A 24,846-nucleotide genomic window follows, 5' to 3' on the forward strand; every position below is an offset into this window, starting at 1 on the left:
AGACAAGAAATCTAACAGTTATGGAGCACTTTAATTTGCTCAAAAGGAAAACAACTTCTTTTTTGAATATCTTCTAAGTTCATATAAAAAAAGAACCCCTGATAGATCATAAGATTTCTTGCATGGGATAATACAGAATTAATTACGAAAAATTCTTTTTAGTATTCTCATTCTTAATACTATCTACCAAATGCCAATCTATCTTACCAGAATACAAACCAGCCTTATTTTTACCATTGAGTCGCAACAACATACCATTGTTTTTCGTCCATGCATTGGCAACATCAAAAGTTTCAATCTCATTCGTAGACTTAGCATGTGAATATATATCCGTCAAAGCTAATAAAGAAGATATTTTTCCATTATCGTCTCGGTATACTATATCTCCAACTAGCTGATTATTTGTTTTAGAGTTAACCAAGGGTGTTGCCATTGCCTGCAAGGTCCAGCCCTTTTGATTTGACCGCCCATCAATAACTTCTACTTGCCATCCAGGTTTACGCGGAACAATTTCTCCCTTATATCCCAGAGTCACATCTTTGAAAGCCACCGTATCCGACACAGTACCAAACGATACTATGCCACCAATATTAAAAATTATCGTGACTTCCTTAGTTCGTTTATTATTATTACTATCTTGGCCGTAAATGGTTAAAGTATTCTTCCCGATATGTAATTTAGACTTATCAATGGAAAATACAAATGGAGCTTTTGAAGTATTTGAAACTGTAGCTGTTGTGTCTTCCAATGTACTTCCATCTAAACTGCTTTTAATTTTGACGGTACTAGGATTAGTCGTTGGAATTTTTGAATACCAAACTTCACCATTTATCGATATGGCATCTGGAACTTTATCAAGACTATCATAATTAACCAGTTCTGAAGATTTAGCACTGATATTTAACTCATTCACATCAATAATAAAATTGGGAGTTTTGTCGTTGATAATAAAGTTATCACTGGAAAATTTTGCTACTGCTTCACCAACCGGAGTCTGTGTATCCACTGAATTAACCGTAGTATGTAGGACAATCGTGGCTTTCTTATTAGAATCCGATAAATTTTGTAAAAGCGTATGTCGAACATTGTTATTGGCATATTCCGACAACAGTATTTTTTCTACATTTCCAGCATCATCATTGTAAATAACTGATCCAGAATGGAACGTTACATTCGACGGCAAATTCATACTTGCCAAAATTTTAGACCATTCCTTAGACCCACTTTCATAATTCAAGTTATAAGTGAAATCTAAATCATCACCAATATCAACATGGTCACCATCAGCAATTGTATAATTCTTAGTAACATTCTTAATTGAAGCACTAGTATCGGCGGAAACAAATGAAGGAATCGACTCGAAAACAATTAGGTTGTTCTCCATGAATTTTCCTGTTGATCCAGTGAATCCCCAACGAAGTTTTTTTCTATCTCCTAGATTAAAATTTTTCATACAAAGCGCTTTAGACGCTGATTTTTTAGGTGTCTTATATGTTCCGTCAAGATCTTTATCATCATAATCAAATGATAAAGTATGTGTATTGTGTTCAAATTTAACAGTCATATGATGCCATTGAGCATCGGTTAAATACATTTCGTTCAATTTAGAACCATTATTAATTTCGACATTTTCACCTATATAATTCTTTGTAAAATAATGCAATGATTCATCCATTTCATTAACCAAATGACGTTTGTAAGTACTTGAGTAATTTGGATAATTCATACCAATATGCTGAAACCGTTTATTATCATATGGATCAATAGGTATACCTAAATCAAAGGCAACCCCTTCACCGCTCATAACATCTCCATATTTATTGAGAATATCAGCGAAAGTATCAAACTCTATAGCGTAGCTATTTTGAATACTCGTTTTTGCAATGTCTTCCTCTTTAGTTTCTCTATTACTATTATCAAAATCTGCACCCCAAACACCAAGAGTCTCACCTGGCGCAGGTTTTCCATCGAATGTAGAAATTGCATTTTTCCCTCTAATATCGTTTTGAAGAACAAATGCCATTCCATCCCCAACATTTCTAGGCCTACTTTTATCAATTGGTTTACCAAAATACAACCACATTGACATAGTCTGGTCTTGTGATATATCAATATAATTTTTATCATCGATATTGCTCCAAATAGCACCTAATTGTTTGGTTTTATTAGTAACTTGAAGTATTCCTGTACTGTCGTTATCATCTTTACCTCGTCTAAAGACGTTTGCTGCATTACCTTTAAATTCACCCAACTGAAATGTAGGATCAGAAATATCCAATCCTCTAGGGGCAGTTTTAAGTGCGTGAGCTAAATCAACCGGATCATCTATTTGTTCAACGGTATCTGCTTTGGTATCAGCCCTAACCACAGTATAATTACTCACTGCAATTGTGGTAGTAATTGCAGCAACAAGCACAAAAAATATGCACAGCCTTCTATTCATTTTTATATATTTCCCCAAATAATCACCCTTCTCAATTGTGATATATACATTTTGGCAAATACATCGTATCAAATAAATGAATTTCAAGCTGTTCAAATCATACGAAAAATAAAATAGTCTCCAAGGATAGAATCATCATCCCTGAAGACTAATTTTTTTACTCATTCTGAATACTATCAACCAAATTCCATTCTACTTCACCAGAGTACACTCCAGCCATATTCTTACCATTAAGTTGCAGCAGCACGCCGTTATTCTGTGTCCACGCATTAGCAACATCGAACGTTTCGACACTATCGGTAGATTTCTTATGCGAATAAATATTAGTCCAATCTAACAGTGGAGCTATCACGCCATTATCATCACGGTGAACAACCTCACCAATCAGCTGACCACTAGTCTTCTCATCAACCAAAGATGATGCCTTGGCCTGTAAAGTCCAACCTTTTTGAGTCGACCGGCCATCGATAACTTCTATTTGCCAACCAGGTTTTCTCGTAACAATTTCACCCTTGTAGCCCATATTCACATCTTTGAAAAATACCCCCGGCGATACATTGCCAAATGATAGACCGCCACCAACATTGAAAATTATCGTAACTTCTTTCGTACGTTTTCCAGTATTATCCTGACCATAAAGTGTCAAAGTATTTTGTCCGACGTGTACCTTCGACCTGTCAATCGACAATGAAAATGGAGCCGTGGCACCAATCGAACCCGTAGCTGAGGTAGTCACTTCTGACCCACCGTTAAAACTGCTTTTAACCTTGATAGTATTAGGATTAATCGTTGAAACCTTCGAGTACCAAATTTCACCTGTCACTGGTATAGTCTCTGGAACCTGATCCAGACTGCCGTAATTCACTGTTCCCGAGGGATTCGTGCTGATATTCAATGAATCGACATCAATCACGAAATTGGGTGCCTTATCATTAATAATAAAATTATCACTGGCAAACTTGGCCCATGACTCACCAACTTCAGTCTGTCTATCCACCGAATTAACCGTTGTATGTAGAACAATTGTGGCTTTTTTATTTGTATCCGACAGGTTTTGTAATAACTGATGTTGAACATTATTGTTGGTGTATTCCGACAGCGGAATTTCTTCCACATTGCCAGCATCATCGTTGTAAATAACCGAACCAGAGTGGAAAGTGACTTCAGACGGCAAATTCATACTTGCCAAAATATCCGACCACTCCTTGGCCCCACTTTCATAATTAAGGTTATAAGTGAAGTCCAAATCATCCCCCACATCGACATGATCACCAGCAGAAATCGTATAATTTTTCGTCACATTCTTAATTGAGGCACTGGTATCACCAGAAACAAATGAAGGAATTGATTCGAAAACAATCAGATTATTCTCCATAAATTGACCAGTTGAACCCGTGAAGCCCCAGCGCAATTTATTACTGTCACCCAGCTGAAAATGGTTCATATCAAGGACAGTCGAAGCGGCTTTAACAGGTGCCTTGTATGTTCCATCAAGATTCTTGTCGTCATAATCGAACGATAAAGTATGGGTATCATGAGTAAATTTAACCGTCATATGATGCCATTGTGCATCAGTCAAATTCATATTATCAAATGACCCTCCAGTAGTTATGGTGGCCTCTTCATTCTTATGATTCATCGAAAAATAATGTTTTTGATCGACTATTATATCGACTATTTGGCGCAAATATGTTGATTCTAAATCAGGGTAATTCATTCCGATATGCTGAGAAGTTTTCCCGGCGTCAAATGAGACACCTTTACCATTAATAGCCCCAAAGCTGACTAGATTATTAGCAAAAGTATCAAACTCAATTGCATAGCTTTTCTGAATACTTGTCTTAATAAGATCACTCGTCATATTATTCGCATTCTCGTTGTCAAAATCAGCACCCCAAACTCCAAGCGTTTCACCATATGCAGGGTCTTCGTTAAACATGGAAATGGCGCCTAATTTTCGATCATCATTTTGGAGAACGAAAGCCATTCCATCACCAACTTCTTTAGGCTGAGCGGAATTCACAGGCCTACCAAAATACAGCCACATTGACATCGTTTGGTCACGTGAAACATCAATATAGTTTGCTTCATCGATATTACTCCAGATAGCACCCAACTGATTAAAATCATTGGTAACTCGTAGTATACCGGTTTTATCACCAGCACTTTGATTACGGTCAATAACCTTAGCAGCATTGACGTTAAGTCCTGGATAATTATTCATATAAAACTCACCCAACCTAAAAGTCGGATCAGAAATATCCAATCCTCGTGGAGCCGTGGCTAGTGCATTAGCTAAATCAGCCGGATCACCTGACGTGGTATCAGCCCTAACTTTTGTGTAATTGCACGCTGCAATTGTGGTAGTAATTACAGCAATAAACACAAAAAATATGAATACTTTTATATTTATTTTTTTATATTCCCCCATAAAATCACCCTTCTCAAATGTGATTTATATACGATATGTCTATTGAATTGTAACAAATAAAGAAATATAAAATTAATCGATTCATGTAAAAAATAATTCAATAAAATGAATGGATTATTATAATTTATTTAGTATTTTTTATTTATATAGCCAAAGTTATTAATGAATTTATTAATAATAGCAAAGCGAAAAATTAGTCGGAGGGGCTGAGAATATTCACCCGCTGTGGGTGTGGCGTTATGGCTTTAGCCATTACACCGCCGGGCGTGTTTGGAGATTTGCCATACTTTGGCAAAGCTTCAAACCGAGGTTCGAGACCGCACTTTGGCTCGGACCGGTCCGCATAGCAGGTGAATATTCTCAGCACTGGAGACGTCCAGTTTAAACATTTCTTTTAAATATCGGATAATATCCTATGATTGTCCCATTAAGTATTAGTATAATAGGAATAAGTTATTTGCCATGTTAGTTAATATGCCTTTTTAAATGAATTCAGAAATACCAAGACCACACATTAAATCCTTGAATTATTAATATAATTAACTCATTTAAGAAACACTAGTCGGAAGAGCTGGGAAATATTTGTGTGCCGTGGTAGTGATATAAGTACGGGAAGAATTTCCCGTACTTATACCACCGGGCGTTTTGGAGACTTGACGAACTAGGTCAAGGCTTCAAAACGAGGTTCGAGACCGCACTTCGGCTCGGACCGGTCCGCACAGCTTGAGAATATTTCCCAGCTCTTCCAACGGCATATTTAACTAACAACACAAGTAACTGCGTTATATATTAGGGGAAAGGTATCAACTAATGAAATCCATTTCTATAAAGAATAAATATCTGCGGTTCCTGCTAATCATCATTATTGCAGCCATGACCGCCGCCTTGTTTGCTGGAGTCAGCTACATTGCACTCTATCAAACCGAATTTTATCACCACTCCATTTGGACTTTCTTAGGCCCAAGTGACAACCGATTCCACATGATGCGTATTGAAGGTCTCTATCAATCCATCCTGCATCACAACTATTTTCCACTCGTCAACATGTCCTTTATGGAAGGCCTCGGATATATCTCGAATATCTTCTACTCTGATTTTCTGATATATCCCGCAGCCTTCATGCGTTTGATGGGCTTTACACCAGCGCAGACAATCGTACGTTTCTACCTATTACTAAACTTTCTAACATTCTCTGTATCATTTCTTTGTTTCTTCAAAGTTTCCAAGAAATATTGGAACAGTTTAGTTTTCAGTTTCGTCTACACGTTGGCTAACTACCGACTCCACGATATGCTCTTCCGCCACGATCTCGGTGAAGTGGGAGCGTTCGTCTTCCTACCTATCGCAATTTTAGGTATTTATGAAATTTTTTATGGTGAAAGAAAGCGCAATTGGTTATTCCTAGCTTTTGGTATGACAGGAATCATCTATTCCCACGCTATCTCACCAATTTTGGTAGCAATCACAATCGTACTAATCATGTTGTGCCAATTGCCCGAACTCAAAGTTCACCCCAAACGTCTACTTTCACTACTTTGGGCGGCGGGTGCCTCGGGGCTCATGAGCGTCGGTTATTTCTTGCCCATGCTCGAGCAATTGAAGCACACCACCTTACGTTTGACCGAAAGTAAAAGTATCCTTCCAGCTGGAGCCGACAATTTAGTCGATTACTTCCACTGGAGTATCAACAACGTTATCAACAAGCCAAATATCGGGGTCGTCCTCTTATTGGCGGGTATTGCCGCCCTAGTTTCAATGGGTAAAATCGAGAATAAAGCTGTCAAACATTTTGCCGGTATCGGTGCTGTTATGTTCATCTGTGGAAGTAAAATCTTCCCATGGGTAATGCTCAACAAGACACCTTTCAAGATGATTCAATATCCATGGCGTTTCGATATGATTGCCACTGTCCTTCTAGCAATTTTCATCGCCGCCGATCCACTGCACTTGCTCAAAGGTAATCTGGTCAAAGCAGCTCTAGTAGCTTTCGTCACATTACTAGCAATTTCAGCCAGTTATCGGATGGTCAATGGCATGTCAACGGCCATGGTGCCATATTCAGAGTATGACAAAGCATCGCCATTCAGTATCGGTGGCGGTCAAGAATACCTACCCGATGGTGCAGATGTCGTACCGTTGGAAGCTGAACCGCAGATGCCAACTATCAAAGCTGGTAAAAAAGCCGAGATAACCAACTTCAAACGTGCTGATACCAAGATGAACTTTAACTTTAAAAATGCTAAGAAGACAGTCATCTCCGTTCCAGTCATCGCCTACTATGGTTTCCAATCCAAGGATTCCACCGGCAACGTTTCAAAATTGACTATGAATAAGAAAAATAACGGACTCGGTGAAGTGACAGTCAGCGGCAACGGTAAAGTAGTGATCGATTACTACGAAACACACGTCCAAAAGACCGCTCGCCACTTCTCATTCTGGGCATTAGTTGCATTTGTGATTGGCTCAATCTTCAGTATGTTCAATTTCAAATGGAGTAAGTTCAAGCCATGGGCTATTGAAATGAAGAATAAGTTGGCTGAAAAAAAGGCAGCTAAAGCTGAAGAATCAGAAGAAAAAGTAGAACCAAAGAATGTCACAGAATCTGAAGATTTCAAAGAATCCAAAGAAACTACCGACTCCAAAGAAACTAAAGAATCTGAAAAATCAGAAAAATCTAAAGAATCCGCTGATTCCGAAGAACCAGCTAATAATTCTAAAGACGATAGTTCTGAAGACAAGCAAACAAAAGAATAGTTCAAATCAAAAAGGCCTATCCATATGGATGGCCTTTTTGATGTCTAACATTTCAAAATTAAATTACTTAAAACCGTAATCTAATATATGTGAGAAATCATATTACCAACATGATACCCATAAATTAAACGGGAGGTTCTTATTGCTTGTATACAAGCACTTTTCCGTATATACTTCGGATATACATTAACAGGAGGTAACAAATTATGCGTGAAATGGAAAAAAATGATGTCAAAGTAAGAAAAGTTGGTAATTCAAAAGTTTTTACAATCCCCAAGTACATTAACACCTCCGATGATACCTATACTGTATTTCAAGGTAGACATGGAGATATTATTTACAGACCAAAAAAGCCAAATATTTTTAAGGATCCTAATTTTGCAAAAACTCATGATTTAAGACAAACAGAAGAATGGTCAGATACTCAAAAAGGGGAAGAAGAAATTGACTAATTATATTCCGGAAAGACAAGATATAATATGGCTAGATTTTGATCCTTCAGCCGGAAATGAAATAAGAAAGCGTCGACCTGCCCTTGTCATAAGCAATTTCGGATATAGTAATATGACAGGTTTAACCATGGTCTGTCCAATAACACATGCTACGAAAAACAATCTAAAGCACACAGGATTATTGATACCACTAAGTAATATTCCTGACGTTGATGGATTTATTAATCCTCTTCAATTATACACACAGGACTTTTTCACAAGGAATGCCCGAAAAATTGATGAACTGGATGATGAAACATTTTGCGAAGTAATCACGATAATACATGATTTAATTAATTAATAATTTAGATAAAGCAAAAAGCCAATCCGCAAGGATTGACTCTTTTTTTAGTTATCGAATTACTTAATGATTTTATTTTTGAGCCCACAGCTTCCGTTGAACATAAGAATTCAACGGGACAATAAAAGCCGTGGTAGTACGGATCACTAATTTCAAAAATCAACTAACGAGTATTAATAAAATATATAATTCTCTGCACCAAGATTTATATAGAGCCTAAAAGATACACATTATTGATTAATGATTTCGTGCAAAACAACTAGAGCTGGTAAAGCCTTCAAGATCATCGCGAACTCCAAAACGGAGTCAGTATCATCTCGTTGTTGCAAATACAGGGCTAGTTCCCCTGCGGAAAGAGGATGTTGAAAACACTTCGAAGGAAACTTGGTTAGAGCTACAGAAAACGAAACGTCTTTGAATGGGGACAATAGAAATTGATTATCTGGATTACATAGCAACGACAACCATCGATTGAAGTGTTGCAGCTCCAAATTATCTAAATCAATTGTGGCCAACCCCAAAGTGTTAATTACCTGGACGAATCGCAACTCTTCCAAGAATTCCATTGCAACTTTCATGTAGGCTGCATCGACTGTGTTTAATGGACGTACATCGGACATTTGTTCGACAGCTTCCATCTAGCTAGACCTCTTTCGGGGTTATTTGCACCCTTTGTGGTGCTATTTAAATATACCGTATTGAAAGCAAAAGAGATACCGCCAATTTGCGATATCTCAAAAAAAATTATTTAATATTTTTTATTTTAATTGTATGTGCTTTGTAGCTGATTTTACCTTTGTATAGCTTGTGATTCTTGGCATACTTGAATGCACTATTGAAATCAGACTTCTTAACTTTATGAATCTTCTTGAAACTAACATCCAAGTCAGTTAAAACCTTAGCACCCTTTTGATCAAAGTTCATCTTGTTAAGAGCAGTACCGGCCATACCGTAACCACCAGACTTATCAAGCATCTTAATCTCTTGGTTCATAGTATCAACTAGGATTTGCATTGAAGAAGTATTCTTCTTAGCAAAAGCCTTATTCATAATCAAAATGCTACCGTTATTAGCAGTCATTTTTTGACGATTCAAAATCTTACCGCCATTAGCTTTAGCAGTACTCATCAATGGATCTTCCAAAACAGCAGCAGCAACTGAGCCGGCTTTCAAAGCATCCACACGGTCTTGCATTGAAGCAACTTCTTTAACCTTGATACTTGAATACTTCATCTTATTCTTCTTTAAAACGTCCAATAAGTATTGTTTAGAAGCATCCTTCTTGTCGATAGCAATCGTCTTACCCTTGAGACGCTTGATTGACTTATACTTCTTGTTGGCAACTAAACCACTGTAACCAGGCAAAGCACCAGCAACCTTCCAGTCAGCATTAGCCTTCTTGCTAACAAGTCCGGCATAACTAACTAAGTTAGTAACCGCAGCATTAACAGTTCCATCCTTGATGGCAGCATCTAATTGCTCATTAGAGTCAAAAGTCTTCGTTTCAACTGAAATATTTTGATGAGTGAAATCACCAGCAGCGTCAGCCATTAAAGCTGGTAGAGAGGCTGTATTCTTCAATACACCAATGGTAATCTTCTCATCAGCAGATGTATCGGCTGCTTTCGCAGTACCAAGGCCCATAAATGGCAATGTTCCAAAAATCAAAAGAACGGTGGCAATAATAATACCAATCTTTCTTAATTTACGTGACATAAAAAAACTCCCTTGTCTTTATATTAACAACACTACTTAATCATAAGACATTGAAGTAGTTTATGCCAGATTCTTAGTAATTCTTAAATAAAATACAAGCGACTCTTTAAACGTAGATTGCTTTACTTCACTATACAGTAACTATGTTCAGAAAAAGTTATTGTTTAGAGTCCTTTTGATTCTCCAAAATCACTTTTCTTGCATTAAGATTATTCCAAATGAGCATCTCTACACTGTCCCCTCCGGTAACCATTAGTTCTTTTAGTTGATGGTAAGACATCCTACCAATTGGAGTTTGTTTTATTAAGTCCATCGCCTTTTTCTGCTTATGCTTCATCACCGTAGTACTAATAGTAAAATCGGCACTTGCTATCAATAAATAATCAGAAAAATAACTTTCAATTTGTTGAAATGTATCAGAATTTTTTTTCAACAAATACTCTTTGAACAAGAATATAAACAAATCCTTAAGATCATTACTACCTGCAAAATAAAGCTTTTTACCAGCTTCTGCTAATTCTTGTGATACGTAGTCTGGAGCCATTTCTGGAAAGGTATGATAGAAGAGAACTGGAAAGCCATACTTTATAATAAATGTCCCAATAAGACTAACAAATAATATTTGCAAAGCACCCGAAATACCTGACACACTCTGTAATAAACGCATGGGACTAATTTCGCTAATTATCCATGCAAATGTGATCGAAATTATCATTGCGCATAGAACCATATAGAAAGATTTTTCATAATCGTTCAATGACATTAATTTGGGATTTAACTCTCGAACCAAATCTCCTGATAGTATACCAATCAATGGTAGTACTAACATAGTTAAAGCCGGAAAATATAAATATACTAGAAACGTAAAAAAACCGATTATGATGAACATTTGGATAAATAACATCGTCGTAATGATATAGCTATTGAGAAAAGGCATTAAATACCATGTGATTTCTAATGCCAAAAAGTATGTATAAAATGAATAACTAGAGACTGGCCCACTCACATGCCTTCTCAATATTACTATATCTTTTTTTCCATTATCTTTGTCGTTATTTTCTCCAGAAAAAACAGCCGTAATATATTGAGTTAGCCTTTTTCGCCAAATTATTTTCTCACTTGCAGTCTGAAAATCGTAATACTTACCCATTCTTATTTGGTTAAGAATATTCTTTGTTTCTTTATACGTTATTTTAGTAAAACTTATTAATTCTCTAAGTGCCAAAATAATTATAACAGGGGTTAGTAATTTAAATGGAATGGACTGGGCATTCAATGTTAATGCAATACTTATCACAAAGGATATTCTAAATATCCACGGCGAGAAAAATATTTTCAAAAATCATACTACCTTTCTAGCATGTATTTGTAAGAAATGACAACCTCGACAGTTGCGAAACCAACGATTTGATTATATTTTAATTTTTCCTAATAATCAATATTAATAAAGGTTCTTACCAATAATCTTCTTGTTTAAGATTTTTCTTGTCCTTATTATCATTCATTTGATTATAAGGAAATGAATGATTCGTGATCACCTGATATGGAACTACAGGTTCTCATCGTTAACAATAAAAAGCTATAATTTATAGGTATCTTCACCTCCAACTATAGCTTTTACCATTTATTTAACTTTAACAAAAGTTACTTCCATGCACCAACATCAGTTGCTTTTACCCAACCATTTGTTGACACTCTTACCCATGCAGGCAAACCGGAGGTATTCCACTGTCTCGCAACACCATTGTAAGCCCATGTACTATTTGTAGGTAATATTTGAGTAGTTAATCCACTAGTAGGTGAACTATAAACATACGTCAATTTATTAACATATATATTTCCACTTTCATCCCCGAGCTTATACGTATCATTCGTATTAACCCATTGATTAGAGGCAACCATTACATATGTATTACCACCATCACCAATTTGAATAGAATTATAAGCCCATGATGAACCATTAGATAAGGTTCTACCAGCAGGATCAGATGAACTTGGAGAAGCATACACTGTTGCACCACTTGATTTATTAATCATTATTGTATTATTCAAGGCGGCATTTGCAGTTTGCTCAGTACCCCCTAGGAATATCACAGCAAATATAGCAACAATTGATGCTAAAAATGATATTAAAACTTTCTTTTTCATATCTTTGTCCTCCTATATTTCACACACACCGTAGCACTTAATAATTTATTACTCAACAAGGATAAATATAACAATAAAAAATATGAATGATTTTGGCACTAATTAGTCACTAATATAAAGCAAACATGCGAAACATACCAGTTAATAGAATCATCAATTAAAAGCCATAATCGTGAGCTCCTTAGTGAAACATCCGTAATTATAAGAAGAATAATACTGCTACGGATACATCAACCAGTATATCGCGTAAGACCTTAAAATATGTAAGCAATAGTTGTCTATTTTCTTACTCCAATAGTACTATTGGAAAGCTTAAACACAATATCTATTGAGCTATAAATCCTAACTACATTTAAGGAATGGGACTGTTTTATGCAATAAAGCAACTCAATTAAGGTGTACCCATCTGCTCAAAATCATTCATCAGCACGATTTGACAAAGAACCGATTTGACAAAGAACCACAAAAAAAAGAGCCTCACCACAGTGAGTCTCTTTTTTGGAACTTATTAAGCAACTAATTTCTAGTATGCTGAGTAAGTAACATTGTTACCTTGTAACCATTCACCAGTAGCAACGTGATATACAGTTGTGCCTTCTGCGTTAACAGCTGACTTGTCTGTGTACCAAGCTGTATCACCAGCAACAGCACGGTTTGTTACTTGTTTGCCATTGTCATCAAACAATGGGTAAACGAAGCCTGAAGGGCCAGCAGTAACAACTTTACCATTCAAAGCTTTAACGTCAGTGTATGCACCTTCGCCATTATTGTTATCAGTAGCTTTGTCTGAGAATGTTACATCGTTAGCGTCGATCCATTCGCTACCACCAACACGGTATTGTTTGTTACCATTTTGGTCAACACGTACAGCATTAGTCTTCCAAGCAGTGTTCTTTGCAAGAGCACGGTTTGTAACAACGTTACCATCATCATCTTTCAATGTGTAGTAAGCGTGGTCAGCCTTTGTTGTAACAACACCAGTAGTATCTGTAGTTGTCCATTCAGCTTCTGAATCAGAAACGTTGATTGCACGTACAAATGAAATAGTGTTCAATGTCTTACCAGAAACACTTGTTGTATCTGTACCAGTAACAAAGTCATATCCAGCTGATGCTTTCTTACCATTTACATAAATTGTATATGATGAAGGATCAGTAGCATATTTAGTAATCAAACTATCAAGGGCAGAACCATCTTGAGCAGTGTATGTAACTACTTGATAGTATGTTCCAGCTGTCTTGAATTCGTTGTCAGAATTAATATCACCATTTTTTGCAACATCTGTATCTGTTGTACCAGCAGTTGTTGCTGAATCCATAGCGGCTTTATATGTATAGTAATATTTCTTACCCAAGTTAATAGCTTGTGTTGCAATAGAATCATTATTTTGATCTGTCAATGATACATTTGCACCATTAACAAGTTGTGTAGCAGCCGTCTTTGAGTTTTTAGCAACTGTTAGTGGTGTAGTAAACTTAGCATCCAATGATTTAATTTCGTCACTGTTAGACTTTGTGATTTGGAATTTTGCAGCTTCTGCATACTTAGTATATGTACCAGTTGCAAGATCCTTATACTTAAGCATTACTTGAACTGTAACAGGCTTGTAACTATCAAGAGCCATTGCATCATTCAAATCTGAAGCTGATTTACCGATGGTACCATCATAAACTGTTGACTTAGCATCAGTAATGATTGTATAAACTTTAGCATCTTGGTCTTCAAGGGCCTTGAATGCTTTAGTTTGGTCAGCATTTGGTGTCTTAACAATACCTTTATCGGCATTAGTTAAGAATGCTGATAAGTCTTTTTCGTTTGATTCACCCAATGCCAATGTTATATTTGAGGCATTTGACAAGTCTACATCAGTATCTTTTTGATCACCGAATTGGTTCTTGAAATCTGAAAGAGCTGTGTTAATAGCACTTTGGTCAGTGTCTTGAGCATCAGCAGCTTGTGCAGTTGTTACAGTTGAAACAACAGGAGCAGCGATAGGTGCAACAGTTAGAAGTGTTGCAGCAGCGATTCCTGCGTATTTAATAGATTTTTTCAATGTTAATCCTCCCCTGGACTACAAGAATTTATTATTTTAAATTGTCGTGGGGCTATCCCACTGACAACCATTATATGAAACTCTGGCTTATGAATCAACTCTAAATTGCAAAGTCTACATTTTTGTAACACTTCTGTATTAAAAATCACAGTTCTGTAATAATCATACAGATAACTACAATATATTTGCTCTTTTTTGACCAAAGTCAACCTTAAAATTACAAATCTATTACAGCCGTTATTCCAACGCATTCCTTACAACTTATTGCTCATCCAAAAGAGCCTACTCTTATTCTAGTCGAAATAAGTCGTAGGCTCAAGATTTATCCCTTAAATATTTTAATAATTTTATCTAGATACTGCATAATTCTAAAGAGCTTTGGTTTCAATGCGTTCAATATAGCTGGCACCAAGTACTTCTTGAAAAAGTTGGACAGTATTTTGTTCAAAAAGTTTACTGGCACTAATCTTGTCCATCCCCGCTTTAACTTCCTCAGGCGTTAGATCAGCCTTAACATAATTCAATACCAAGTTCTTCTTGTGACCTTCAGCAGTCTTAAAACGCAATTGTAATTTTTTCATCAGTTATTCTCCTCTATTTTGCACTTTGTTGTGTGTATTTAACGATTTCTGAACCAAGATAAGAATCCCCGTCTGATAACAAAACCAAACCTTCAGCGAATTGTTGAATCTGTTCCTTAGTGGGTTCTTCCACAATGTTGTTGAAGCGGATCACTTTGATTCCCTTTGGATACTTGTCATTTCCCATGGTGATTGTGATAGCAGTTTTCTTCCAGCTCATTTGTCTGACCTCTTTATTATTATTTGTAAGAACTAACGGCCGTTAAGTAACTTACATAGATAGTAACGATTGAGATTGACTAAAACGGAAATACTTTTTGAAATTAAATATGCCGCCAACGGGTGCGAGGGAGTCTAACCTGCTGTGGACCGGTTGGCTAGTTTATTTTTAGATATTTGATGTTCTGATTCGATCTAGTTATATGGATAATTTAGTCTGAAAAATTGATATTCTGAACTAGATTCTTCCTATAACTAATGGATATTAGAATTAATTCCAGAATTAGCTCATAGAACTGTATCTTTAAATATTCGAACAATACTTCATAAAAAACTACGTCAATCTACTATAGAAGTAATCCGATCATCCCCAAATGAATGACCCATAATCCAGAGTTATTTTAAAACCAACGAAATATCCCAGCCTCCGATTGTCAGTGATGGAGTCCGCTGTGGTAGTGGAGTTAGGACGAGCGCTCTTCTCGTTCTTACTCCACAGGGACGACTTTTGAGACGTGGACTTCGGCTCAAAATCGAGACTTGAGACCGCACTCTGGCTCAAGTCGGTCCCATAGCGGAACTCCATCATCTGACAATCGGAGGCGACATTTTTCAACACACCCCTTGTCATGTTATAATCCAACCAGTATTCAATGGAGGAATTCAAAAATGAAAAAAGCTTTATTACTCGCAACAACAGGTTTGGCACTAATTCTAGCCGGCTGCAGTAATTCTTCATCATCAAGCAAAAGCACTGATAACAGTGCCGCTTACAAGACAGAAATGACTAAGGGTAACGATGCCGTCAGTGACCAGAACTATTCACGTGCCGCTGACCACTTCGAGTCTGCTGTCAAAGCTAAGAAGACTGACAAAGCCACAGCTTCTGAAAAACAAGCTACTAATTTGGTAAAAGCTAAGAAGTTGATGAACAAACGTCAATTTTCCGCCGCTAAAAAAGCTTTAACAATTGCTAAAGATCAAGACAATGGCAATAAGAAGATGACTGCTAAGGCAAAAACAATGCTCAAGCAAGTTGATAAAATTGAAGTAACGCGCAATAACTTTAAACTAGATATTAAAAACGCTAAGACAATGATCAAGTCTGGTGATAATGACCAAGCTCGTTCATTGTTAGAACAAGTAACTAAATCTAAAAATGTTAAAGGTAAGTATTACTCTGACCTTTATGCTCAAGCTAAGGAATTGTTAGACACATTACCTGCCGCTACTGTGACTGCTACAGACGAAACTAACACTGATAACAACGGTGATGATTCAGCTGACAACAAAGACGCAACAGACGATGACCAAAGCAATAATCCTGCCGCTAAGGGTGATTTCGATATTGAATCGAGAAAAGGCCAAGGTAAGGAAATTACTGACGCTGATATTGCTAACGCCCGTCAACAATTGACTGACCAAGGTGTTAAGACAGTTGGTGCTTGGAGTGACAACGATATTATCCGTGCTATCAAGAATGCTCGTGCTGATGGTCGTGATACTATTCAACCTTCTGACGCTCAGATTCGTAACTAGGTTTTGATTTGTTAAATATATAGTAGAAAAGCATCCAGTCGAAATTGACTGGATGCTTTTTAGTTTGGTAATAAATTGTTTAAGTCTGTAATGACATCTATTTGATTGGGTCTTTCAGCTGCATTCATATGCCGAAATTTTAATTTGAATTCTCTTTTATCAGTATCCTCAACTAGTTTGATAAATTTCTTCAAATCCGATTGAACTCTCTCTGGAACTAAACTCAAATCGTAATTATTATCCGGTAACAGTTCTGTTAAGCGACAAACATCGTTAAAATGCTTTGTCTTATCACTTCTTTGCACCTGCTGACCATCCAAAATGCGTTTTCTTATATCCAAGTGTGCCTTAGCCTTAAATAAAATTAAGTATGCTGGGCTTAAAACAGGTGCACCCTCAGAACCAACCTGTATTCGTTCAACCCCTTTTTTGAGAATTTGATAATAATCATCATCTAAAACAATTGCTGACAAACTGGGACCATTCTCAAAGTGCAATGGAGTTTTATGAACATCTGGTTCAATTAGGTCATATAAGAAAGGCTTTCTGCAAAAAAGTTCTATTTGACTTGGAACAGATTCATTCTTGGTGACAAACCTATAGTAACTTTTATCTTTATTCTTTCCAAAACCATCCATAGAGTAACCATATTTCTCAACAAACTGCATAAAACGTTCCGAAAATCCTGCGGTGGCATTTTCGAAGATAACCACCATATCATAATCGTGTGTTGCTCTAAAATCCTGTCCCTCTTTATTCAGTAAGATAGATGCTGCGTTTCCACCAATAATCGTATAGCAGTCACTATATGATTTAAAAAAGTGAAAGAAGTTTTCAAATGGCATCAATTGTCCCTCCAGATATTGTCTAGCATGTCTTCCAATTCAGAATCTACACGTTCGTCATAATTTTCTTTTGACATCATTAAATACAAGTCCAAAGGATCAACTACATCCCCAGGGTATTCTTTATCCGTCTGTCTATAAAGTACGTTAAAAAAATTCAAATCATACTTTTGGACCTGAATTAAAAATTTCAAATCAGTATTAAATGGCTCGCCCATTGATTCACTAGCTTCTCTAATTACAGTATTTGACAATGTATTAAACATGTTTTTATCCGTAACGAACGTTTTTCTCTGATTATCGGAAATCATAGTTACCTGACTCAATCCTGTGAAGCCGCTCTTCAGTAGTTTTGAGTAATCTAAAGTTTCAACGATACCCCTGTTAACAGCAGAATCAAACTTCAATTCTTTTTCATGCACAGGTGAAACTAGATATTCAAGACCAGCTTCAAAGTATGCCCGGCTTTCCAGTGGATACGTATATATTCGGTCAACCGTCTCACCTGATGCCTTGAGTAGTCCATGAGAAATCAAATCATTGGTTGCTCTGGAAAAACTGATTCTATTTTTGATACCAATATTTTTACCAACACGACTATAAAATTCTTGTCCACCTTTAATAACCAACTGTCCCAGGTCATTAACTAAAATATTTTTAGCGCCTATTTCTACAAATACTGCTCGGTTTTTTTCTGCCATAAGCATCATCATCAAAATGAACATATATAGTCTCTGACCAACTGGCGATAGAGTTTTATTGTCATTAAACATTTTGATTTTATTTGGGAAAAGCTTTGTTCCAAGAAATGGCAGAAATATTTCTCCTTCTAGAGTAATAAAAGGAATACCTTTCTCGATTAAGAATTTTCTATCGTCCTTGCCCAATTGAGTAACCATTATGACAGAATCAAATTCATTATTCTCCCTTATTCTTTGAATTATGGACACTGCTCTTTTAACATTTCTGGCCTGATAATCTACAAGATTGATCTCTCTACTAAGAATGGAGGCACGATAAACTACCGATACCCTTTTGTCTAAATTAGACATTGGTATCTCAAGTTGCTTCTTTATTTCTACCGATATTCCACTCTCTCTTCTGAAATAATCCAATTGATCAGAAATGTTATTTATCATATTAATTACCCTTTTGTCATATTTGTTTTTTTCTATTGTAACATTTTATATCGTATTGTTTCATTGCAATGTTACAATAGAAAAAAATAATGTTACAACTGATTGTAAAGACAATGTTCAGTGGGCGTACAGGTATTAATCAAATCAATTCACACCATTAAATTTGTTCTATAAATAAAGAAGAATATCAGACCGCTTCACTTTCAAGGGCTTGATATTCTTCTTATTTATATTCTTGATTAACTCATATCTGTGACGAATTTAGAGGTTGCTTTCTTTAAAGCAAGATAGGCATCATATTCTGGTGCCGTTCCAGGTATACTGTCGGACATGAAAATATCTGACCGTAAAACATCGTTTCTCATATTGGTGCTGGAATATCTAGTCAATGAAATTTTATCTAGTCTTCTTGTTATATATATTTGATCATTTCTGTCCAAATCATCCAAGAATTCAGAATAATGCGTTGTGAAAACTAATTTTGCATGATTTATATTTATTGATGGGTCTTTAAAATAATTTATAAAAGTTCTAGCTATGGCATGATTGAAATGATTCTCAATTTCATCAACGAAAATAATTCCACCATTTTTTAAAGTATTCAATATCTGCGTATAAAGTGAAATACCTTTGGCCGTACCAGAAGATAAATAATACTCAATCGTGGCAAAATTTCTATCAGTGATTTCTTCATCTTTATTTTTGAATTTTAATCTATAAAAAGTCTGTCTATTGTTATTTTCATCTACTCGCTCAATCTTAAGGTATTCAATACTTGGATCCAAATATCGCAAAATCTCACTTGGAACATATCCTAGATTAGAAACGAACAAATTCGTATTTGTAAAAATTGTATTATCAACCACGCTAGGAATATTGTAATCATTAATTTTTATTATTGTTCTAAATATTGAATCATCTGGAGCCAATACTGCCGCAACCTCTGGACTGAGATTATTACGATCCATAATCAATTTTGCCTTAGAAAAATCTAGTGATTTTTTCTTACTCTCATTAACTAAAGCTCTCTTTCGATAAATTTTTTCTGTTCTTATCTCAAGATTATTGGATTCTGAATTTTCATTTTTAGCAATCGTAATCACATCTTTGTATAAAAATTTATCAGTCCCATACAAATAAATGTTAAATGTCACTGCTGAATCATCAAATAATATTTCATTTAATTTAGTCTCTTCAATCGACCTATTGTTAAGTAGCAATGACAGTATACCAATGGTTAATTTCAAAATTGCTGTTTTACCAGTGGCATTCTTACCTACTATGGTTGTCACATTATTCGTATAGTTATTTCCAAAGAGGTTAGTTAGAGATTCAGTGTGGCCTTTTGAAACTCTACTATCGGTTAGCAAAGAAAAATTCAGTTTATTCTCAAATAATGGATACCCTTCAATATCAAGTGATAGGAAGCGCAACTTATTTTCCATTTCTTTACCTCGTCTTAAAACGTATTCGATACATCATTTTGATGTATTCAAGTAGTATGGTACCAGATAAAACGCCTTTTAACCATAAAATATGTTTGAAGACTATCTTTCGGTTTTAAAACATCCAACCATATGCCTGTATATATAGTAATTACGTAATTAGCCCATTTTTTATCTATAAAAAATTAACATTAGAAAAGCCCCAGGTTACTGAGTTCCATCAGTAATCTGGGGCCTTTGGAGATTATTCCAGGGACATATTCCGAAATTCCAAAGATTGTAACATTATTTTTTCGATTGCAACATTGTAATGTTGCAATCGATTTTTAAATGTTGCAATTCAATACATTGAAATAAAAGCAGATTTTTAATGTTTCAAAAAAATTAGTATAATGGTATACGTTATATTTAATACGCATAGGAGAAATTTATGACTGAGGAAAAAGTAAAAAAGCACACGACCCGAGCCATCTGGATCGCCTGCATTTTAATATTAATGGGGGCTTTTGGAATTCCTCAACTATATCGCAATTATCATTCTGCACCCTACTGCTATTCTTCGGGCAGCCAGATAACCTTGGAGAGCAAGCAGACGCACAAATTGAACAAATATCAGAAAAAGCAATTTATCAAAATGGCTCGTTTAGCAATCGACAAAAAAGATGGACCTTTTGACTGGCAAAACTATCAAAACGTTTCTATTAATGTCTACAAAATGAAGAAACCTTCTGAATATGGTCTGATCTATAAAGTTAAACCCACGATACGTTCCAAGCAACATACAATCACCAATTCCATTATCGTAAAATTAGCTGACCGTGATTTGAAGACTTACCATAAGTTTAAAATTAAGGGGTATTCTTCAGACTTTTCCAGCTTTTTTAACTAGGGTCCGTCTCCGGAGCTGAGCGAGAAGTATTTCGCCTGCTGTGGGACCGGCTCGAGCCAAAGTACGGTCTCGAGCCTCGATTTTGAGCCGGAAACCACGTCTCAAAATTCGTCCCGTGTTGTAATGGCTGAAGCCATAACAACACTGTCACTGCTGGTGAATACTTCTCGCTCAGCTCCTCCAACTCATTGGGTTGGAGTTTTTTTATTGGTTTTAGTTTTGTGATTTAAAGACTAAAAAAGCAAAACATAAAAATAATACTTTGCTCCTTAATATTGGAACTATTCAGTACTACGAGTTAACTACCTTCGGTAATATAAATCAAAAGACAACTAGCAACTTCAAAAAAGGGAGGTCACATTAAGCGGCTTCCCTTTGTAATACTTTAGAATAATTTAATTCCGTTAGCTTTTAAGAAGGTTAGTCCAGAAATATCATAAATTCTCTAGTCGCTTCATAAGATTTTCATGTTCATCATAAATATTGTTGGCTATTTCAAGAATATTCGGAGTAGCACTCTCTACTTTTTTGAATGTTATCTCTTTCCCATCAGGCGATACAATTTTTTCAAATTTAGTACCTTCGTCAATCTTCATAAACTCGCAATCCTTTTTCGACATCCTAAAAGCATATGAATTTCCATTTTTGAACATCTTAACTTTTTGATTTAGTGACTCAGAATTAATCATTAACTGTCACCCTCCATTCTACGTTTGTATATTATCATGCTGTACATATGTAATACATAAATATATCTCATTTTTCCTAGTTTTATTAGTTTGAAAAAACGTGATGGATAAAACTATCCTAGTAAATGCTCTCAATTTATTGTTATTATTTTCCGATTCGTTTAACCGTAATACTGAATCAATGTAATCCACAGCCCATCCAATTAACTTAGCCTTCGGGTGTGAGTGATGGAGCCTGCAGTGACAGTGGAGTTAGGACGGCCGTTTTTGCCGTTCTTACTCCACAGACGTATTTTGAGATTTGCGCACTATGCAAAGCTCAAAATCGAGGTGCGAGACCGTACCTTGGCTCGCACCGGTCTCACAGCGGCGGAATCACTCACACCCGAAGGCGGCACCTCCTCAAAAAATCAAAATCTATTTTTAAAGATTTGATAACATTTCCGTTAACTGTTTCTTAAAGCTATTGAAGATTTATCGATTGCATTATAGGTTTACTATGAACCGCAAATTAAAACGAGGAGGTTTAATTGATGAAAAAGAATAAAGTTTTAATCGGCTCGGCATTAGCTTTGTTAATCGCTCCAACCGTCCTGTCTAATTTGTCACCTCAAAGCGTAAGTGCGGCAGATACAGCGGAAATCGGCGGTTTAGTCGGTACTGTCACTGGTAGCGGGGTCATGGTCGATGATCAGGGTCAAACTATCACAAGCACTTTTCTTCCGAACAACAGTGCTTGGAAACTTGGCAGCACTAAACAAATCAACGGCGTAACATACTATCAAGTGGCTACGAACGAATGGATTTCTGCCAAAAATTTGAATATTAGTAGTCAAAATCAAGCTGCTCAAACGCAAGCACAATCACAGGTACAAACTAGTTCATATGAAACTGCTGTTGCTAATACGGGTCAAACTGGAACAACTAAATGGGCAACGGCAGTCGTCAACAGCCAAGGCCAAGCAGTCAGTGGCGTAATGTTACCAGCTGGTTCTTCATGGAATGTTGGTCAAACAGTTACGATCAATGACGCAAGTTACGTTCAAATAGCGACGGATGAATATGTGGCTGCAAGTAATCTGAATATTGCGACACCACAAACTGAAACACAAGCTACAACGCAACAAACTGAACAAGCTCAACAAGCTCAACAACCAGTCGTTGGTACAGTTGTGAATGGTCCGGCAGATGTCTATGACACTTCAATGGATTCATTCTCTGGTCGTCAATTGCAAGAAGGTACACAATGGAAAGTTGGTCAACAAGTTCAAAATAAATATGGCTATACTTTCTACCAAGTTTCAACTAATGAATGGACTCAGAGTTCAAACATGCAATTAAATCAAACTAATCAAAATGTCACAAGCGAACCAGAATTTGCGACATCTGTTACACAATAATTAGGGATATTTCTATTTTTCACAATTTCTTCACATTTACCATTTATTATAGTAATTGGTAAACAAGAATATTGAGTTACTAAAAGATATGAGAAACATATATAAACAAACTAATACAATCTCCCTCCCTAATATAGAAGAAAGTCTCCCGATTTGTGGGAGGCTTTTTTAGTATTTAGGCTAATTAATAGATGTTAAAATACCGATAAAGAGGTGAAGTCGTATGTACAAACATTTTATAGTAATTGCCGATAGTTATAAAAAAGGTTCTAGAATTGCCTATAAAGAAACATTTCTAAGTACAGATAGAAGTTTATTAACTAAGATTACGAACATTAGTGATACGTTAAAAAACAATAATATAACTTCCTATTCGACTCATCTTATTGATACTGAAGGGGCATCATGGCAGTCAGTTATTGACTCCGATCCTTTCTTTAAAGATATCCTCATTCTGAACAATATTGAAAACTTCATTGCTGAATACAAAGACGAAATAACTTCCACAGATATTGCCGAATATATAACCGAGCGTTTTTCATTAACTGCCCTACCACTTATGAAATTAGTCTACTTTGTATATTCCGACTTTTTAGCTGATTACAAACGACCATTATTCAAAAATAATTTTGTTGCTTTTAAATATGGTCCCGTTGATGCTGGCCTTTGGGAGAAGTATAAATTTAATTATCGTTCGAAAATAGAGCCTGTGTTTAAATCACATAACAATTCCATTTCTCCTGTAATTAGTAAACTGATAAAGGTCGGAGAATATGAGCATGTTAAAAGTATTCTGAACTCTATAACAACGGACCAAATAATAACAGTTAATTAGTCGGAAGAGCTGGGAAATATTTGTGTGCCGTGGTAGTGGTATAAGTATGGGAAGAACTTCCCGTACTTATACCACCGGACGAGTTTGGAGACTTGACGAACTATGTCAAGGCTTCAAACCGAGGGCCGAGACCGCCTTTTGGCTCGGGCCGTTCCGCACAGCTTGAGAATATTTTCCAGCTCTGGAGACGGCATATTTAACCAGCACAACAAGAACGTGTCTATTAACTCAAAAGCCTCCTAATCTGGGAGACTTTTTTTGTCATCCAATTTTGTTCAGACTATAATTATAGTAATAGTTGCGAGGGGTGATAAATTTGACTGAGGACAAAAAATTATCTGACGTTACTCAAAAAATCGATGATTTTAATGATGAAACTAAACTTAATTTGAAGTTGCACGTTGAACACGAATTGCACGAACACAACAAAATTTTACCCGGCGGTCTATCCTACGGTATTATTCATGAGGAAATTGAACAGGCTGTCGACAAACGGATGGCTGAATTTACCAGAAATACCGATTTAAAGCCTAAGGAACTGTATGCCTTTCTCGAATTACAGTTGGCGCAAAATCCCAAACTTTCGAAACGGCAATTACACTACCTAGCTTATGATCACTTGGCTCGGCAAACATCCAACCGCTTTCTTAGAAAAATGTTCAAAACATTGCGTAGGAGGATGAGATGATGAAGAAAATTGCTGAAATCAAGGCTCCAAAAGTTGTCGTAGACTTTATCGTTCATCAATCAACCAATTTCATCGCCAGTAAAGAATTCAAGAAGCGTGTAACTGACTTCATATTTAACGCTGTGGATGACGTGGTTACGATGGTTTACAACAATTCTAAGTCAAAATAAAAGACAGAATTTCCAGTTTTGGAAGCTCTGTCTTCTTTTCATTTTATATCATGTTATATATTGAATTTAT

General features: G+C 36.1%; 22 protein-coding genes. 9 read left to right on the top strand and 13 right to left on the bottom strand.

Annotated elements, in window-relative coordinates; genetic code table 11:
- Nucleotides 1–142: 142 nt before the first annotated feature.
- Both AAA923_RS07975 and AAA923_RS07980 read right to left on the bottom strand, forming a co-directional pair.
- A complete protein-coding gene (locus tag AAA923_RS07975) occupies nucleotides 143–2,368 on the bottom strand; it encodes an L-type lectin family protein (protein ID WP_338216163.1) in 2,226 nt (741 codons plus the stop codon).
- A 232-nt stretch (nucleotides 2,369–2,600) separates the two neighbouring features.
- Nucleotides 2,601–4,874 carry an L-type lectin family protein gene (locus tag AAA923_RS07980; protein WP_338216165.1) on the bottom strand — a complete coding sequence of 758 codons (2,274 nt, stop codon included), beginning with the start codon at nucleotides 4,872–4,874 and terminating at the stop codon, nucleotides 2,601–2,603.
- An 810-nt stretch (nucleotides 4,875–5,684) separates the two neighbouring features.
- Between AAA923_RS07980 and AAA923_RS07985 the strand changes: the two genes are divergently transcribed.
- From AAA923_RS07985 to AAA923_RS07995, 3 genes are all read left to right on the top strand, one after another.
- A complete protein-coding gene (locus AAA923_RS07985) occupies nucleotides 5,685–7,628 on the top strand; it encodes a putative glycosyltransferase family protein (protein WP_338216166.1) in 1,944 nt (647 codons plus the stop codon).
- A 206-nt stretch (nucleotides 7,629–7,834) separates the two neighbouring features.
- Entirely contained in the window at nucleotides 7,835–8,080 is a 246-nt protein-coding gene (gene mazE / locus AAA923_RS07990; RefSeq protein ID WP_338216168.1) for a type II toxin-antitoxin system PemI/MazE family antitoxin, read from the top strand.
- Nucleotides 8,073–8,420 (top strand): type II toxin-antitoxin system PemK/MazF family toxin, encoded by a 348-nt coding sequence (locus tag AAA923_RS07995; RefSeq protein WP_338216170.1) that lies wholly within the window; start codon nucleotides 8,073–8,075, stop codon nucleotides 8,418–8,420. Before mazE ends, AAA923_RS07995 begins: the two co-directional genes overlap by 8 nt.
- 230 nt (nucleotides 8,421–8,650) lie before the next feature.
- Here AAA923_RS07995 and AAA923_RS08000 read toward each other — a convergent pair whose 3' ends face one another.
- From AAA923_RS08000 to AAA923_RS08030, 7 genes are all read right to left on the bottom strand, one after another.
- Nucleotides 8,651–9,058: a hypothetical protein gene (locus tag AAA923_RS08000; RefSeq protein ID WP_041498894.1), complete on the bottom strand. Its 408-nt coding sequence runs from the start codon at nucleotides 9,056–9,058 to the stop codon at nucleotides 8,651–8,653.
- Between the two features lie 106 nt (nucleotides 9,059–9,164).
- Nucleotides 9,165–10,136 carry an ABC transporter substrate-binding protein gene (locus AAA923_RS08005; protein ID WP_338216173.1) on the bottom strand — a complete coding sequence of 324 codons (972 nt, stop codon included), beginning with the start codon at nucleotides 10,134–10,136 and terminating at the stop codon, nucleotides 9,165–9,167.
- A 157-nt stretch (nucleotides 10,137–10,293) separates the two neighbouring features.
- On the bottom strand, nucleotides 10,294–11,475 hold the full coding sequence (locus AAA923_RS08010; RefSeq protein WP_338216175.1) for a hypothetical protein: 1,182 nt from the start codon (nucleotides 11,473–11,475) through the stop codon (nucleotides 10,294–10,296).
- A gap of 305 nt (nucleotides 11,476–11,780) precedes the next feature.
- Nucleotides 11,781–12,284: a hypothetical protein gene (locus AAA923_RS08015; RefSeq protein ID WP_338216177.1), complete on the bottom strand. Its 504-nt coding sequence runs from the start codon at nucleotides 12,282–12,284 to the stop codon at nucleotides 11,781–11,783.
- Between the two features lie 523 nt (nucleotides 12,285–12,807).
- Entirely contained in the window at nucleotides 12,808–14,337 is a 1,530-nt protein-coding gene (locus AAA923_RS08020; RefSeq protein ID WP_338216179.1) for a hypothetical protein, read from the bottom strand.
- A gap of 368 nt (nucleotides 14,338–14,705) precedes the next feature.
- Nucleotides 14,706–14,918 (bottom strand): DUF2922 domain-containing protein, encoded by a 213-nt coding sequence (locus tag AAA923_RS08025; protein WP_338216181.1) that lies wholly within the window; start codon nucleotides 14,916–14,918, stop codon nucleotides 14,706–14,708.
- A 13-nt stretch (nucleotides 14,919–14,931) separates the two neighbouring features.
- Nucleotides 14,932–15,138 (bottom strand): hypothetical protein, encoded by a 207-nt coding sequence (locus AAA923_RS08030; protein WP_338216183.1) that lies wholly within the window; start codon nucleotides 15,136–15,138, stop codon nucleotides 14,932–14,934.
- A 668-nt stretch (nucleotides 15,139–15,806) separates the two neighbouring features.
- On the opposite strand from AAA923_RS08030, the gene AAA923_RS08035 reads away from it, so the two are divergent.
- Nucleotides 15,807–16,676: a periplasmic substrate-binding domain-containing protein gene (locus AAA923_RS08035; RefSeq protein ID WP_338216185.1), complete on the top strand. Its 870-nt coding sequence runs from the start codon at nucleotides 15,807–15,809 to the stop codon at nucleotides 16,674–16,676.
- A gap of 59 nt (nucleotides 16,677–16,735) precedes the next feature.
- Here AAA923_RS08035 and AAA923_RS08040 read toward each other — a convergent pair whose 3' ends face one another.
- From AAA923_RS08040 to AAA923_RS08050, 3 genes are all read right to left on the bottom strand, one after another.
- A complete protein-coding gene (locus tag AAA923_RS08040; RefSeq protein WP_338216316.1) occupies nucleotides 16,736–17,521 on the bottom strand; it encodes a hypothetical protein in 786 nt (261 codons plus the stop codon).
- Nucleotides 17,521–18,660: a hypothetical protein gene (locus AAA923_RS08045; RefSeq protein WP_041498911.1), complete on the bottom strand. Its 1,140-nt coding sequence runs from the start codon at nucleotides 18,658–18,660 to the stop codon at nucleotides 17,521–17,523. Before AAA923_RS08045 ends, AAA923_RS08040 begins: the two co-directional genes overlap by 1 nt.
- Nucleotides 18,661–18,899: 239 nt before the next feature.
- Nucleotides 18,900–20,105, bottom strand: coding sequence for an AAA family ATPase (locus AAA923_RS08050; RefSeq protein WP_041498913.1), 1,206 nt, complete (start codon nucleotides 20,103–20,105; stop codon nucleotides 18,900–18,902).
- A gap of 430 nt (nucleotides 20,106–20,535) precedes the next feature.
- Here AAA923_RS08050 and AAA923_RS08055 point away from each other — a divergent pair, with 430 nt between their 5' ends.
- Nucleotides 20,536–20,994: a hypothetical protein gene (locus tag AAA923_RS08055; RefSeq protein ID WP_041498914.1), complete on the top strand. Its 459-nt coding sequence runs from the start codon at nucleotides 20,536–20,538 to the stop codon at nucleotides 20,992–20,994.
- 434 nt (nucleotides 20,995–21,428) lie between these two features.
- On the opposite strand, the gene AAA923_RS08060 is transcribed toward AAA923_RS08055, so the two are convergent.
- Entirely contained in the window at nucleotides 21,429–21,683 is a 255-nt protein-coding gene (locus tag AAA923_RS08060) for an AbrB family transcriptional regulator (protein WP_338216186.1), read from the bottom strand.
- Between the two features lie 533 nt (nucleotides 21,684–22,216).
- Here AAA923_RS08060 and AAA923_RS08065 point away from each other — a divergent pair.
- The 4 genes from AAA923_RS08065 to AAA923_RS08080 all read left to right on the top strand — a co-directional run bounded on the left by AAA923_RS08065 (nucleotide 22,217) and on the right by AAA923_RS08080 (nucleotide 24,776).
- Nucleotides 22,217–23,083 (top strand): SLAP domain-containing protein, encoded by an 867-nt coding sequence (locus AAA923_RS08065; RefSeq protein ID WP_338216187.1) that lies wholly within the window; start codon nucleotides 22,217–22,219, stop codon nucleotides 23,081–23,083.
- A gap of 223 nt (nucleotides 23,084–23,306) precedes the next feature.
- Complete coding sequence (locus AAA923_RS08070) at nucleotides 23,307–23,918, top strand: Panacea domain-containing protein (protein WP_338216189.1); 612 nt, start codon at nucleotides 23,307–23,309, stop codon at nucleotides 23,916–23,918.
- Nucleotides 23,919–24,234: 316 nt separating this feature from the next.
- A complete protein-coding gene (locus AAA923_RS08075; RefSeq protein ID WP_041501249.1) occupies nucleotides 24,235–24,606 on the top strand; it encodes a hypothetical protein in 372 nt (123 codons plus the stop codon).
- Nucleotides 24,603–24,776 (top strand): hypothetical protein, encoded by a 174-nt coding sequence (locus AAA923_RS08080; RefSeq protein WP_157492462.1) that lies wholly within the window; start codon nucleotides 24,603–24,605, stop codon nucleotides 24,774–24,776. The genes AAA923_RS08075 and AAA923_RS08080 overlap by 4 nt, the downstream gene beginning before the upstream one ends.
- Nucleotides 24,777–24,846 lie beyond the last annotated feature (70 nt).

This window comes from Companilactobacillus muriivasis, from assembly GCF_036246245.1.
Taxonomy (GTDB): domain Bacteria; phylum Bacillota; class Bacilli; order Lactobacillales; family Lactobacillaceae; genus Companilactobacillus; species Companilactobacillus muriivasis.